Annotated in this window: 10 protein-coding genes; 1 reads left to right on the top strand and 9 read right to left on the bottom strand. The window is 61.7% G+C overall.

What is annotated here, in order from left to right:
- Positions 1 to 215: 215 nt before the first annotated feature.
- The 4 genes from AB8841_RS00100 to AB8841_RS00085 all read right to left on the bottom strand — a co-directional run bounded on the left by AB8841_RS00100 (position 216) and on the right by AB8841_RS00085 (position 6,279).
- Positions 216 to 863, bottom strand: coding sequence for a YoaK family protein (locus AB8841_RS00100; RefSeq protein ID WP_370433855.1), 648 nt, complete (start codon positions 861 to 863; stop codon positions 216 to 218).
- Between the two features lie 499 nt (positions 864 to 1,362).
- Positions 1,363 to 1,893 (bottom strand): TetR/AcrR family transcriptional regulator, encoded by a 531-nt coding sequence (locus tag AB8841_RS00095; protein ID WP_370433854.1) that lies wholly within the window; start codon positions 1,891 to 1,893, stop codon positions 1,363 to 1,365.
- Between the two features lie 73 nt (positions 1,894 to 1,966).
- The gene (locus tag AB8841_RS00090) at positions 1,967 to 5,113 is read right to left on the bottom strand and encodes an efflux RND transporter permease subunit (RefSeq protein ID WP_370433853.1); all 3,147 of its coding nucleotides are present in this window, start codon (positions 5,111 to 5,113) and stop codon (positions 1,967 to 1,969) included.
- Positions 5,110 to 6,279, bottom strand: a complete 1,170-nt coding sequence (locus AB8841_RS00085) for an efflux RND transporter periplasmic adaptor subunit (protein ID WP_370433852.1) — start codon at positions 6,277 to 6,279, stop codon at positions 5,110 to 5,112. The genes AB8841_RS00090 and AB8841_RS00085 overlap by 4 nt, the downstream gene beginning before the upstream one ends.
- A 226-nt stretch (positions 6,280 to 6,505) precedes the next feature.
- On the opposite strand from AB8841_RS00085, the gene AB8841_RS00080 reads away from it, so the two are divergent.
- The gene (locus tag AB8841_RS00080) at positions 6,506 to 7,144 is read left to right on the top strand and encodes a TetR/AcrR family transcriptional regulator (protein WP_370433851.1); all 639 of its coding nucleotides are present in this window, start codon (positions 6,506 to 6,508) and stop codon (positions 7,142 to 7,144) included.
- A gap of 484 nt (positions 7,145 to 7,628) precedes the next feature.
- Here the strand turns inward: AB8841_RS00080 and kduD are convergent, their stop codons facing one another.
- The 5 genes from kduD to AB8841_RS00055 form a co-directional block, all read right to left on the bottom strand.
- Complete coding sequence (gene kduD / locus AB8841_RS00075) at positions 7,629 to 8,387, bottom strand: 2-dehydro-3-deoxy-D-gluconate 5-dehydrogenase KduD (protein ID WP_370433850.1); 759 nt, start codon at positions 8,385 to 8,387, stop codon at positions 7,629 to 7,631.
- An 81-nt stretch (positions 8,388 to 8,468) separates the two neighbouring features.
- Positions 8,469 to 9,557, bottom strand: coding sequence for an ABC transporter ATP-binding protein (locus tag AB8841_RS00070; protein ID WP_370433849.1), 1,089 nt, complete (start codon positions 9,555 to 9,557; stop codon positions 8,469 to 8,471).
- Positions 9,558 to 9,585: 28 nt separating this feature from the next.
- Complete coding sequence (locus tag AB8841_RS00065; RefSeq protein WP_370433848.1) at positions 9,586 to 10,638, bottom strand: carbohydrate ABC transporter permease; 1,053 nt, start codon at positions 10,636 to 10,638, stop codon at positions 9,586 to 9,588.
- Entirely contained in the window at positions 10,635 to 11,666 is a 1,032-nt protein-coding gene (locus AB8841_RS00060) for a carbohydrate ABC transporter permease (RefSeq protein WP_370433847.1), read from the bottom strand. The genes AB8841_RS00065 and AB8841_RS00060 overlap by 4 nt, the downstream gene beginning before the upstream one ends.
- Positions 11,667 to 11,683: 17 nt before the next feature.
- Positions 11,684 to 12,955, bottom strand: coding sequence for an ABC transporter substrate-binding protein (locus AB8841_RS00055; protein ID WP_370433846.1), 1,272 nt, complete (start codon positions 12,953 to 12,955; stop codon positions 11,684 to 11,686).
- Positions 12,956 to 12,974 lie beyond the last annotated feature (19 nt).

Genomic DNA, 12,974 nt, shown 5'->3' with positions numbered 1-12,974 from the left:
TGGACAGCCAACCGGGCAACGAGAGGCGCGTGGATGCGTTCCGGTGGCGAGCAGTCTCGCTTCCTTATTGCCGGTTTTGCTCTCGTTGCCTTGCCGCTGTTGCAGTGCGCTCTGTCAATCGCGCCTCTGTCCGGACCTGCATTCTGCGTTATCCGGCTTCAGCGCTTGCATTGAGTTTTGTTGCGTGAAGGTTCACGGACATCAAGCGGAACAATTCAACTCTCCGCTTTCGGATTCGCACGCCACACCCAGATCAATGCCGTGCCCGTCAGCAAAGCCAATAGGATCGCCGGGAGGCCGAGGGACCATCGACCGGCGTGGCCGAACGTGGCGGCTCCGCCTGCTGCGCCTGCCATCAGGAAGAGCCAGACCGCGACGTGAAGAAGCCATCTCCAGCGAGGCCCCTTCCCCAGAACAGCCGCAGCGAGATCCCGCCCCGCGCTGAAGAGGGTGCCGGTCACATAGGTCGTCCCTGCGTGAACGCCTTTCACCTGCCGCAAGGCTGCGTTTTGAGCTCCCATGGCTCCGGATAGAAGCAGAGACACGCCATGAACCGCTTCGCCTGAGCCGAAGATCCAGAAGGCGAGGCCGACGAGGCAGGCAACCATCCCAAGAACCGTTGGCAGGCACCAGCGGCCCGACAGCAAGGCCAACAGGTTGCCCGTAAAAGCCCCAGTGAAGAATGCAGCGACAAGGGCCAATGGCAGAATGCGGGCAAATCCGCCCGTCGTTCCGAGGCTGACACCGAGTTGCGTGGTGTTTCCGCTCATGAAGGACGTATAGAGCCCAGCGAGTTGCAGAAATCCAATGGCATCCACCCAGCCTGCGACAGCCGTGAGGAGGAGTCCGATGAAGAGCCGCATGACACCTCATATCTGCACGAGCGCACTCAATATTTGAGTTGGCGCAGGCCAATCACCCTCAGGAACGTCCACTGCGGCCTTGGTTTTCAGACGGCACGCTGAAAGGAATTTCCACGTATCGCGCCCAGGGAATGCAGATCCACCATCGCCGATTCACTGCATAGCTCAGAATCGTCCTGCAACCGGCTCAATAGCCTAGTCGAGGCGACCGGCGTTGACCGTTGTTCGACGATGAGATTCTCGCATACCGAGGCACGGGGGATTTATCTAAAGCCCCATCGCCGCATCTCAAGGCAATGTTCGAGACCGTAGCGGAAGCGATCGGCGAGCCTCGGAAGTCGCTCAGCACCGAGGAGCAGAAGAACGATAGCACATCGCGGCCGTCGTTCCGACTACTTCCCGAGAATTGGGCGAGCGCCCGTGAAGAAGAGCCCTTGCGCAGAATCGGGCCTTGATCTCACCCTTGGCCCTGTTCCGGTCCGGACCGATCCCACTTCGGCTACTTGCTACAAATTGCCAGCATCTCGTCAAAGAGTTCCGCAGCCTGTTGCGAATTGATGCAGGGCAGTCGGGCTAGACTGGAGAGCACCATCCCAAGGGCCGCCAACAGGAGCAGGGTCGCTTCCGTGCCTTCCCGACCGCTTTGCCGCACGAGACAGGTCATCAAAGCCTGCAATTCATGGCATGGGTCCTGCTGCTCACGCGCCAGGAGCAGCGGTGCAAACCGACGCCCGCCCGATTCGTAGTCCTGGCGCAATTCGCGGATGAACGCCTCCAGGATCGGCTCCCGTTGACGCTCCGCGTCCCGGAGCGTCTGCTCGAGCCGCGAGGCCATGCGGCGTTGCAGGCCCGAGATCAGACTGTCCTTGGAGCTGAAGTGGTATAGAAGGCCGCCTTTGCTGAGCCCTGCCGCGTGAGCAACGGCATCGAGCGTGAAGCCAGCGATTCCACCGGTGCAGATCAGTTCCTCGGCTGCGTCCAGGATGCGATCATGGGCCGAGATGGAGGGACGATCGGTTTGTGCTGTCATGGTGCAAGGATGATGGCTTCATTCGGTCTGGCCGCTCTGCTGACGGAAGGGCGACCAGACCACTCCTGTCATGTTATGAGGCCTCGGACGGCGCTGCGATTGGCAGAGCTTCCTCGTCGTCCCTGGGTTTCGGCTGTCGCCATGCAATCAGGCGGTAGAACATCGGGATCAGGAAGGTCGCGATGAAGGTTGCGGCCAGCATACCGCCGATGACGCCCGTGCCGATGGAATGGCGGCTCGCGGAGCCCGCGCCTGTCGAGACGGCGAGCGGAACGACACCGAGAATGAACGCGAGGGACGTCATCACGATGGGGCGGAAGCGCAGACGCGCCGCGTCGATGGCTGCGTCGATTGCGTTCGCGCCTTCCTGTCTTCGAAGGACGGCAAACTCCACGATGAGGATCGCGTTCTTCGCCGCGAGGCCAATGAGCGTGACCAGTCCGATCTGGAAGTACACGTCGTTGGTCAGCCCGCGGAGCCAGATGGCCACGAGAGCGCCGAACAGGGCAAAGGGCACTGCCGTAATGACCGCCAGGGGAAGGCTCCACCTCTCGTATTGCGCCGCCAGGATCAGGAACACCATGACGAGGCCGAAGATCATCGCCTGGGATCCGGTGCCGCCCGTCTCCAGCTCCTGATAGGCGGAGCCCGTCCAGGCAATCTGGAAGCCCTCCGGCAGCGCCTCCCGGGCCACCTCCTGCATCGCCGCGATGGCTTGGCCCGACGTGTAACCGGGGGCAGGATTGCCCGTCACCTTGGCGGCATTGAAGGCGTTGAAGCGCTCCAGCTGATCGGGGCCGATGACCCGCTCGACCGTCACGAGCGTGCTGAGCGGGATCATGCTGCCCGAACCCGCCTTGACGAAGACGTGCCTGAGATCGTCCGGAGTCTGACGGAAGTTCGATTCCGATTGCAGCATCACGCGGTAGTTGCGGCCGAACAGCGTGAAGTCGTTCACGTAAAGGTTGCCGAACGTGCTCTGCATGGCCTCGAAGACCGAGTTGATCGGCACATTCAAGGCCTTCGCCTTTTCCCGGTCGAGATCGATCCTGTATTGCGGAACGTTCGTATCGAAAGTCGTCCTTACGCCAGCGAGCTCCGGACGCTTGGAGGCGGCTTCGACCAGTTTCGCGGTGGCCGCGTTGAGGCTTGCGACGCCACCGCCCGTACGATCCTGCAGATAGAGCTCAAAACCGCCCGTTGTGCTCAGCCCCATGATGGGCGGCGGATTGAAGGCGAGCACCATGCCGTCCTTGATGCCGGCATTCATGCCGATGAACGGTCCCGCCAGCTTGCGAGCGTCGAGCTCCGGCGCCACCCGCTCGGCCCAATCCTTCAGCGACACGAAGGAGGTGCCTGCGCTGGTCTTCATGCTCCCGGAGAGCAGGTCGAAGCCCGAGACCGCAAAGACGTTCTCCACGGCTGGATGGTTCCGGAAGTTCTGGCTGGCCGTGTCCACGACCGCCTGGGTGCGGCTCAGCGAGGCCGCAGGCGGCAGAATCGCAATGCTGAACAGAACACCCTGGTCCTCGTCCGGCACGAGCGAGCCCGGAATGGTCATGAAGAGGTATCCGGTCGCGCCGACAACACCCGCCGAGATCAGCAGGCCTACGACGACGCGGCGCACCAGAAAGCGCACCCCGGCCGTATAGCCGGCGGTGAGCCGGTCGAAGGCGCGGTTGAACAATCGGAACGGCAGAGCCGGCTCCTGGTGGCCCGGCTTGAGGATCAGCGCACATAGTGCGGGCGTCAGTGTAAGCGCGACAATGCCGGAGATCGTCACGGAGATCGCGATGGTGACGGCGAACTGCTTGTACATCTCGCCGGCCAGTCCCCCCATGAACGTGACGGGCACGAACACGGCGCACAGCACCAGCACGATGGCGATGACCGGTCCCGTGACCTCGCCCATGGCCTTGATGGCGGCTTGACGCGGCGGCAAGCGCTCCGTCGACATGATGCGCTCGACGTTCTCCAGCACCACGATGGCGTCGTCCACCACGATGCCGATGGCCAGCACCAGGCCGAACAGGGTCAGCAGGTTGATGGAGAAGCCGAACAGGTACATGCCTGCGAAGGTCCCGATGATCGAGATCGGCACGGCAATGACCGGGATCAGAGTGGCGCGCCAGTTCTGCAGGAACAGGAACACGACGGCGACGACCAGCACGATGGCCTCAATGAAGGTATGGATGACCTCCTCGACCGAGACCTTGATGAACTTGGTCGTGTCGAACGGGATTTGATAATCGATCCCCTCTGGGAAGGCCTGCTTGAGCTCCTCCATGCGGGCGGTGAGCGCCTCCATGGTGGCGAGCGCGTTGGCACCAGGCTGGAGATACACGGCAATGGGGACGGCCGGTGTCCCGTTGAGCTCGGCTGTGACCGTGTAGCTCTGCGCACCGAGCTCGACACGGGCGACGTCCTTGAGGCGCAGCGCCGCGGCGTTCGCGTCCGAGCGCAGGATGATGTTCTCGAACGCCTCCCTGTCGGGCAGGCGGCCCATGGTCGTGGCCGAGTACGTGAAGGCGACCGACTTGTCGGTCGGCTCGTCGCCGAAGCGGCCGGCGGCGAACTGAGCGTTCTGTTCACGGATCGCGGCAGCGACATCGGTCGGCGTCAGCTTGTATTGCGCGAGCTTGTCCGGGCGCAGCCAAATGCGCATCGAGTAATCGAGCGAACCGAGGGCCGAGGCGTCGCCGACGCCCGGGATGCGCTTGAGCTCGTCGATGACATTCAGGAGCGCATAGTTGCCGACATAAGTCCGGTCATAGCGCGGATCCTTCGAGAACATCGCAACCATGCCGAGGATCGAGGTCGAGCGCTTGGCAACGGTGACGCCCTGGCGTGTCACTTCAGAGGGCAGAAGCGGGGTCGCGCGCTGCACGCGATTGTTGACGTCGATGGTGGCCTGGTCCGGATCCGTGCCGAGAGCGAAGGTCACGGTCAGCTGCATCGTACCGGCGCTCGAGTTCGAGGACTGCATGTAGAGCATGCCCTCCACGCCGTTGATCTGCTGCTCCAGGGGTGCGGCCACCGTCTGAGCCACCGTCTCGGCGCTCGCGCCGGGATAGGTGGCGCTGACGACCACCTGAGGCGGCGTCAGCTCGGGATACTGCGCAATCGGCAGCACCCGGATGGCAAGGGCGCCGGCGAGAACAATGACGATGGAGATGACGGCGGCGAAGACCGGCCGATCAATGAAGAAACGCGGGTTCACTGCTTTACCACCACGCTAGTGTCGTTGGAGGCGACCGTGGCTGTCACCGGCGCGCCAGGACGGACCTTGATGACGCCCTCGGTGACGACCTTGTCGCCCGATCTTAGGCCCGAGGCGACGATCCAGCCGCCCTCGACCTGTCGGCGGAGCTGAACCGGACGCACCTCCGCGTGACCGCTTTCATTCACGGCATAGACGAACTGCCCCTGCGGGCCCTGCATCACGGCCGCCTCGGGCACCACGATGGCGTCATTGAGGGTCAGTCCGGTCACGGTCGCACGCACGAACTGGCCGGGGACAAGACGGCGATCGGAGTTCTTGACGATGGCGCGGGCCTGCAGAGTTCCGGTTTCGGTGTCGATGCTGCTGGACGTGAAGTCGATGGTGCCGTCCTGATCGTAGGGCTGTCCGTCGCCGAAGGTAATTTTGACCTTGAGGTTCTTGGTCGGCGACGCGTTCGAGGACCGGGTATCGAGGATGCGCCGGATCTCGCTGCCTTCCCGATCGGCGAACGAGAAGTTCACGTAGACGGGATCGAGCTCGGTAATCGAGGTCAGCAGGCTGCTGTCCCCAGCGGTACCGATCAGGCTGCCTTCCGGCACCTGCTCCAGGCTGGTGATGCCGCTGATAGGCGCTTTGACCTGGGTGTAGTCGAGATTGAGCTGGGCCGTGCGCATCTGTGCTTCGGCAGCCGCGACGGCGGCGGCGCCAAGCTCCTTGGCCGAGATCGCGTCGTCGCGGGCCTTCTCGCTGCCTGCGCCCTTTGCATAGAGCTGCAGGGCGCGTTCCGCATCGCGGACGGCCTGGTTGTATTGCGCCTGGGCCTGTTGAAGCTGCGCCTTGGCACGGGCAAGCTCGGCCTCGAAAGGAGCGGGATCGATCTCGAACAGGACCTGCCCGGCCTTGACGCTTGCGCCTTCGTTGAAGTTGCGCTTGAGCAGAATCCCGCCAACACGCGCCCTGACCTGGACCTCGCGATGAGCCGAGATCCGGGCCGCATACTCATAGGTGACAGGTACTTCCTTCGCCTCAACCTTCGTCACAGTCACCTGCGGGGGCGGCATTTGAGCCCCTCCGGGTTGCTGCGCGCTGGCTGCTGAGAGGTAGGTGAGGAGCAGGGTTGCGGGCAAAAGGAGACGGGCTGCCGACATTAGGAGGCGGGTCATCGGGAGACTCGGTTGATTGATTGTGCGCCGCATATATTCATTGACTTACGGGTTAGTCAACATTTATTGACCTATGGGTCAGCCAGTTGTAAACCTTGGTGGGCCAGCAAGATGGTGGAAGCAGAAGGGTGCCTGTTGTGCGTCGCCCCACTGCCTGTCCTGAATGATCGTGCTGGGAAAACCCATGGGCGCCTGCGTTCAGCAAGGGAAGGATGAGAGCGATCGAATGACCGGAGGTGTCAGAGCCCGCCGCAAGGCAGAACGTCCCGGAGAGATCCTAGAGGCAGCCTTCGAGGAATTCGTCCAGAAGGGTTACGCCGCCACGCGTCTTGAGGATGTCGCGGCTCGTGCCGGGGTCACCAAAGGTACGATCTACTTCTATTTCGAGAACAAGGAGCAGGTCTTCGTGGCGATGGTCCGGGAGTTCTCACGGCCACTCCATGTTCAAGCCGAAGAATTCGCTGCAAGCAGTTCATCGACCGCTCCGGAATTCCTGCGCGCCTACCTTTGCTACCTGTATCGGATTCTTTCCACCGATCCACGGAGCCGAGAGATTTTTCGGCTGCTGATCGCCGAGGCAAGCCGGTTCCCGGAATTGATCGACGAGCATCACCAGAATTTCATGGGTCCGGTGGTCAAACGCTTGCGCCAAAGCCTCGAGGCTGGATCGACGAAGGGTGAGATCCGTCCGTCCTCCATTTTGGAGTTCCCCGAACTTCTGCTCGCGCCTGCTCTGTCCCTGAACATTTCGATGCTTTTGTTTTCGGATCGCCGCCCCATCGACATGGAACGGCATTTCGAGATCGCGGTGGATCTTCTTCTCAATGGCCTTCTACCCCGGCCTGACAATGCGCCCTTCCCGTAAGCGCACTCCCGCTTGGATCTGTTGCGATCCTGTGCCCCCTCGCAGCGACAGATCCCTCCCTCGCATCGAGGGCTATCGGTTTCGTACCGGCGCTGCGTTTCACTGACCAGCGCCGGTCCTCCACATCACCGAAACGGATAGACCCTCGGTGCGGGGCTGCTCCCGGTCACTTCTGCTGTGGCGCGCCTAGAGCATCGTGCGGACCCAGCGGGCCGCGCTACAGCGCCGGGCGTGAAATCGAACCCATATGCGATGCTGTCAGTCTATGGTCTTGCACGTCTTTTCACGCAAAGCCGGCTCCCACTTTTCACGTCCGAGGCTCCCGTTTCGAGGGGCGCACCGTTCTCGCGAAAAACCGGGTCCACTTTTTCGCACGATGCGCTAGAGCCTTTTCCGCAAAAGTGGATGCCGGTTTTGCGAAGAAAAGGCGTCTTTCTCAAACAACAAATGCCTTTTCCGTGAACCGAAGTTCATGGAAAAGGCTCTAGCGGGCCAGCCACCCTCCATCGACCGGCAGGACGATGCCGTGAATATAGTTCGCTGCCTGTGAGGCCAGGAAGACTGCCGCTCCTCCGATATCCTCCGGCTGACCCCAGCGCCCAGCCGGAATGCGCCCAAGGATCTCGGAGCTACGCTTCTGGTCCTGCCGCAACGGTTCGGTGTTGTTGGTCTCGATATAACCCGGCGCGATGGCGTTGACATTGATTCCCTTGGCCGCCCACTCGTTCGACAGAAGGCGCGTGAGGCCGGCGAGCCCGCTTTTGCTTGCCGTATAGGAGGGAATGCGAATACCCCCCTGGAAGGAGAGAAGCGAAGCAATGTTGATGATCCTGCCGCCCTTTCCATCCGCCAGCATATGTCGGGCCGCCGCCTGACACAGGAAGAATACGGACTTGAGATTGACGTTCATCACGTCATCCCAGTCGGCTTCGGTAAAATCGATAGCGTCCGCACGTCGGATGATTCCGGCATTGTTGACGAGAATATCGATCCGCCCGCCGCCTTCCTTCGCGGCACTCATGACTTTCTCGATCGGCTCGAGGCTCGAAAGATCAGCTCTGACGGAGTCAAATGTCGATCCCGATGCACGAACCTGCGCCTCCGTCTCATCCATCGGCGAGCGACCGACGCCGACGATGGAGGCGCCGGCCTCGGCCAGAGCAACGGCGATCGCCTGCCCAATGCCCGTATTGGCTCCCGTAACCACTGCCCTCTTGCCTTGCAGATCGAAAGAAACTGACATGATCGTTGCACCTTGAAAATCACGATAGCGTTTTATCGATGCTGCCGCTGTGGTCTGCAAAGGGCGGCAGTGTCCAAACTCTCAAGCGTCATGTGAGACGCGCGGCAGAGCTTTGCCTTCTGCATCGAAAACATGCATCGCCTCGGGGGCGACCTCAATGCCGATCCGCTCCCCTATGGAGAAGCGCCGCTGCCCCGGCGCCGATACCGTGAATGTCTCCCCACGATCCGTCTTGCCGTGCAGGATCGTTTCCGCACCAAGCTGCTCGACAAGGGTAAGCTCAAGCGGAAGGGTGCCCTGATCACTTTCCGTAACGGTTGCGGCGTGCGGTCGGATGCCGAGGACGATCCTGGAGCCGGGCGCGAGGTCGAGAGATGGCAACTTCTGCGGCTTCCCGCTGACCTGGATTCCGATCCCGCCAGGAACGGGAATGATCTCGGCCTCGATGAAATTCATGCGCGGCGAACCGATGAATCCAGCCACGAAACGATTGGCGGGATTGTTGTAGAGCTCGAGCGGCGTGCCGACCTGCTCGATCTTGCCGTCGCGCAGAACGACTATGCGATCGGCAAGTGTCATGGCCTCCGTCTGATCATGCGTGACATAAATCATCGTAGCGCCAAGGCGCTTATGGAGTGCGGCGAGCTCTGCACGCATCACCACGCGCAGCTCCGCATCGAGATTGGACAGGGGCTCGTCGAGGAGAAAGATCCCAGGCCGGCGCACGATCGCGCGACCGATCGCGACGCGCTGGCGCTGACCGCCGGAGAGCTGGCGTGGCTTGCGGTTCAGAAGCGGCTCGATCAGCAGCATCTTGGCGGCCTCGGATACGCGCCTGTCGATCTCATCTCGCGGCATTCGGGTGTTCTCCAGCCCGAAAGCCAGATTTTGGCGCACGCTCATGTGTGGGTAGAGCGCATAGGACTGGAACACCATGGCGAGTCCCCGGTCAGCAGCCGAAACTTCATTGACGAGCCGGTCGTCGAGCCTGATCTCGCCTGAGCTTGTGCGCTCGAGCCCCGCAATCGTCCGCAGCAACGTGGATTTTCCGCAGCCGGACGGGCCGACGAAGACCACGAATTCGCCGTCCCTGACTTCGAGATCGATGCCATGCAGCACCCGCACGGCACCGTACTCCTTTATGACATGGCGAAGAACAAGGTGGCTCACGGCATGGTCTTTCTGGATTCGGCGCGCATCATTTCAGACCCGTATTGGCGATGCCTGCAGTGATATAGCGCTGGAGGAACAGGAAGATGACGGCGACTGGAATGATCGACAGAACCGTCATGGCCAGCACGTAGTGCCATTGCACGTTCAATTCGCCCGAGAAGGCATTGAGACCGACTTGCAAGGTATAGTTCTCCTTGCGGGATAGAACGATCAGCGGCCACAGGAAATCGTTCCATCGCCACATCACGGAGAAGATGGCGAGCACGGCCAATGCCGGAGCCGCGAGCGGCAGGATAATGCGCCAGTAGATCTGCCACTCCGACGCTTTGTCCATCCGCGCCGCATCAAGCAGCTCGTCAGGAATCGTGAGCATGTATTGCCGCAGCAGGAACACGCCGGTCGGTGTCGCAACTGTCGGCAAGATCACGCCCCAAAGCGTATCGAACAGGTTGAGTGAATTCACCACGAGATAGAGTGGCACGACGATGACGGACAGGGGCACCATCAAGGTGGCGAGAATGATGCCGAGCACCGCCGTTCGGCCCTTGAACTCATATTTCGAGAGGGCGTAGGCCGCCATGGAATTCACCACGAGCGTTATGAGAGTTGCCGTGATGGTCACGAAGAGTGAGTTTTGAAAATAGCGCACGAAGTCGAACTGCTGCAGCGGCTCGCTGTAGTTCGTGGTGGCGAGGCTGATCTCGCGAACCGGCATGCGCTTGTCGATCGGCACGCGGATGACGGTATCTGGATTCCCCGGATCGATCATCTGCGCCATGATGCCGACTCGCCGCACCTGGGCGAGAACCCGCTCGGTGCCGTCGCCTTGCACCACCCGATAGAGCGGCAGCGGGTTATCGTGGCCTTGAACCATCGCGGTCTGTGTGCCGAGCGGCAGAAAAGTCGGTGGGAATTCCGCGAGAGCCCCCGGCGACTTGAAGGACGAGACCACAAGCCAGAGGACCGGACCGAACATCAGGACGAGGCCCATAGCGAGCCAGATATAGGCCAGAACATCGGTCCAATGCCAGCCGGTGCCGCCACGCCGGCGCAGAATGAAGGTCGCGAGTGCGGTCATGCTGCTTCCTTTCTGGCGCGCCTGTTCGAGACCACGAGCTGCAAGGCGGTAAGGCCGACCAGGACGACACCCATGAGGATGGAAGCTGCCGATGCGAGCCCCAGATTGCGCAGAACATGAGCAAAGCCCGTCTCATAGATGTATTGGGTCATGAACATGGTGCTGGTGCCCGGACCGCCGCCCGTCAGTACGAAGGCTTCGTCGAAGACTTGAACGGCGCGGATGAGCGCCAGAATGATGACGACGAGCAGATTGGGCCACAGGAGCGGCAGAGTGATGCGCCAGAAGGTGCGTAGGCGCCCTGTTCCGTCCATCATCGCAGCCTCGTACAGATCGCGCGGAATCGCCTGGAGACCGGCCAGGAGGATCAGCGCATAGAAGCCGAGATGCGCCCAGACGGACACGAAAACAGCCCAGAACATGGCCCAATTGCGCTCCGCAAGCCACAACGTCCGCTCAAACCCGAAATTCAGGAGGAGTGCGTTGAGCAGTCCGTCACGCTGCAAGATCCATTTCCAGATCAAGCCGACCACGACCGGCGAAAGCAGGACGGGAAAGAAGAAGACGCTGCGCCAGAAGCCGCGTGCCCGCATCTCGCGATTGAGGACAAGTGCCGTTCCCAACGAGGCAAGCACGAGCACCGTCACCTGCACGATCACGAAGAAAGCCGTGTTGTGCACGCTCTGCCAGAAGGCGTCCTGGAGACAGGTGGACGGGGTCGTGTAGTCGTTGCAGGAGAGCAGCGTCCGATACTGGTCCAAACCGGCGAAATAGCGCCCGTCAAAGAAGATCGCGGTGCCGCCAGTCAGGGAGTACGCAGCATTGATGGCAACGGGAATGAGCACGAAGATGCTGAAGATCAGCATGTTCGGAGCCAGGAACACGGCCCCCACCCCGCCGATGCCGAACCGACGCTGCACGGCGCTCATGGGAGCGTTCAGCAGGCCCATGAGAATGCGGAACGGCAGAACCAGGACGGAGGACAGGCTGAACGCCTGTCCTCGCATTCCGGGGATCGTGGTGCTCATGGCGGCACCTCTCAGCTTTAGCGGGAGGCCTCGCTGACCTTCTGCTTGATGTCATCCTCGATGCGGGCATAAGCGTCGGAGAGCTGCGCCTCGCCGGCAACGACCTGTCCGAGCCGGCTGACGACGGCGGCGTAGATCGGGCCCGACCACCGGTAGCTCTGCATCTTGAGCGCGAGCGGATCGGCGGTCTGGGTCGCTTTGAGGAAGATGCCCAGGGATTTCTTCACGTTCGGATCGCTCGTCTTGAAATCCACGCCCTTCGCGGCGACCCCCTGGTGAGCCGGCAGGAACAGGGTGCGCTCGGAGAATTCGCGCACCACGGGCTCACTTGCGAGATATTCCATCACGCGCGCCACCTCCTGTGGGTGGGTCGTGTACTTTACCGCAACGAGACCGGCACCGCCCGGCATACCGGTGCAGGCAGCAGGCCCGCACGGCTCGGGCACAGCGGACCAGTCGAAGTTGTCCTTGATCTTCTGCGAGAACTGGGCGACCTGCCAGGAGCCCGAGAAGTACACGGCGACCTGGCCGTTCACGAACTCATCGTTCGCGCCCTTGTAGGTCGTTCCGGCGACGCCGCCCCAGATCTCACGGGGCATGATGCCGTTCTTGTGCCAGTCAGCAATGCGCTGGGCCATGGCCTTGAAGCCATCGTCCACCACCGCAGGCTTACCATCCGAACCGATGATCTTCGCACCCATCGAGATCGCCGGCCCCATGAAGCGGTGGCCGGAGCGATCGAAGGCGAGTGCGATTGGAATTTTCTGGCTGTCGGCAACCTTCTTGGCAGCTGCTGCCCATTCGTCCCACGTTGCCTTCTCACCCGGAACGGGAACGCTTGCCTGCTCGAAGAGGGTGGTGTTCACCAGAGGGCCGGTGATGGTGAGCTGGGTCATGAAGCCCGGAAGTGCATTGCTGCCATCCTCGCGCATCCAGTCGAGCGTATTGCTGAAGCTCTTCTCGAAGGTCGCGGCGTCCTTGAGATAAGGACGCAGATCGAGCCAGTGCTTGGCAGGCGACTTCAGCTCGACCACACGCACGATGTCGGGTCCCCGTCCGGCTTCCAACTGCACTGGCAATTGTTCCTTGACGACGCCGAAGGCGACATTGTCGACCACGACCTTGATCTCGGGGTTTTGAGCCTCGAACCGCTTTACGAGATCCTGCAGGACCTCGCCTTCATTTCCGTCCGAGTACCACATGATGCGCACTTCCGTGGCCGCCTGGGCGGCGGCCGCGCTGAGCGCGAGGACCAGGGCCCCGCAGGTCAGACTTTTAAGTCCCTTCATCACTTTCCTCCCATGATGA

It is taken from the genome of Microvirga sp. TS319 (genome assembly GCF_041276405.1).
Classification (GTDB): domain Bacteria; phylum Pseudomonadota; class Alphaproteobacteria; order Rhizobiales; family Beijerinckiaceae; genus Microvirga.
Note: the sequence above shows the minus strand (reverse complement) of the source record. Positions and strands in the feature narration are given on the sequence as shown.

What these genes read in the sequence shown, in the direction of transcription:
- AB8841_RS00080 (WP_370433851.1), top strand. Translation starts at nt 6,506, where the DNA reads ATGACCGGAGGTGTCAGAGCCCGCCGCAAGGCAGAACGTCCCGGAGAG.
- AB8841_RS00060 (WP_370433847.1), bottom strand. Translation starts at nt 11,666, where the DNA reads ATGAGCACCACGATCCCCGGAATGCGAGGACAGGCGTTCAGCCTGTCC.
- AB8841_RS00065 (WP_370433848.1), bottom strand. Translation starts at nt 10,638, where the DNA reads ATGACCGCACTCGCGACCTTCATTCTGCGCCGGCGTGGCGGCACCGGC.
- AB8841_RS00085 (WP_370433852.1), bottom strand. Translation starts at nt 6,279, where the DNA reads ATGACCCGCCTCCTAATGTCGGCAGCCCGTCTCCTTTTGCCCGCAACC.
- AB8841_RS00055 (WP_370433846.1), bottom strand. Translation starts at nt 12,955, where the DNA reads ATGAAGGGACTTAAAAGTCTGACCTGCGGGGCCCTGGTCCTCGCGCTC.
- AB8841_RS00095 (WP_370433854.1), bottom strand. Translation starts at nt 1,893, where the DNA reads ATGACAGCACAAACCGATCGTCCCTCCATCTCGGCCCATGATCGCATC.
- AB8841_RS00100 (WP_370433855.1), bottom strand. Translation starts at nt 863, where the DNA reads ATGCGGCTCTTCATCGGACTCCTCCTCACGGCTGTCGCAGGCTGGGTG.
- kduD (WP_370433850.1), bottom strand. Translation starts at nt 8,387, where the DNA reads ATGTCAGTTTCTTTCGATCTGCAAGGCAAGAGGGCAGTGGTTACGGGA.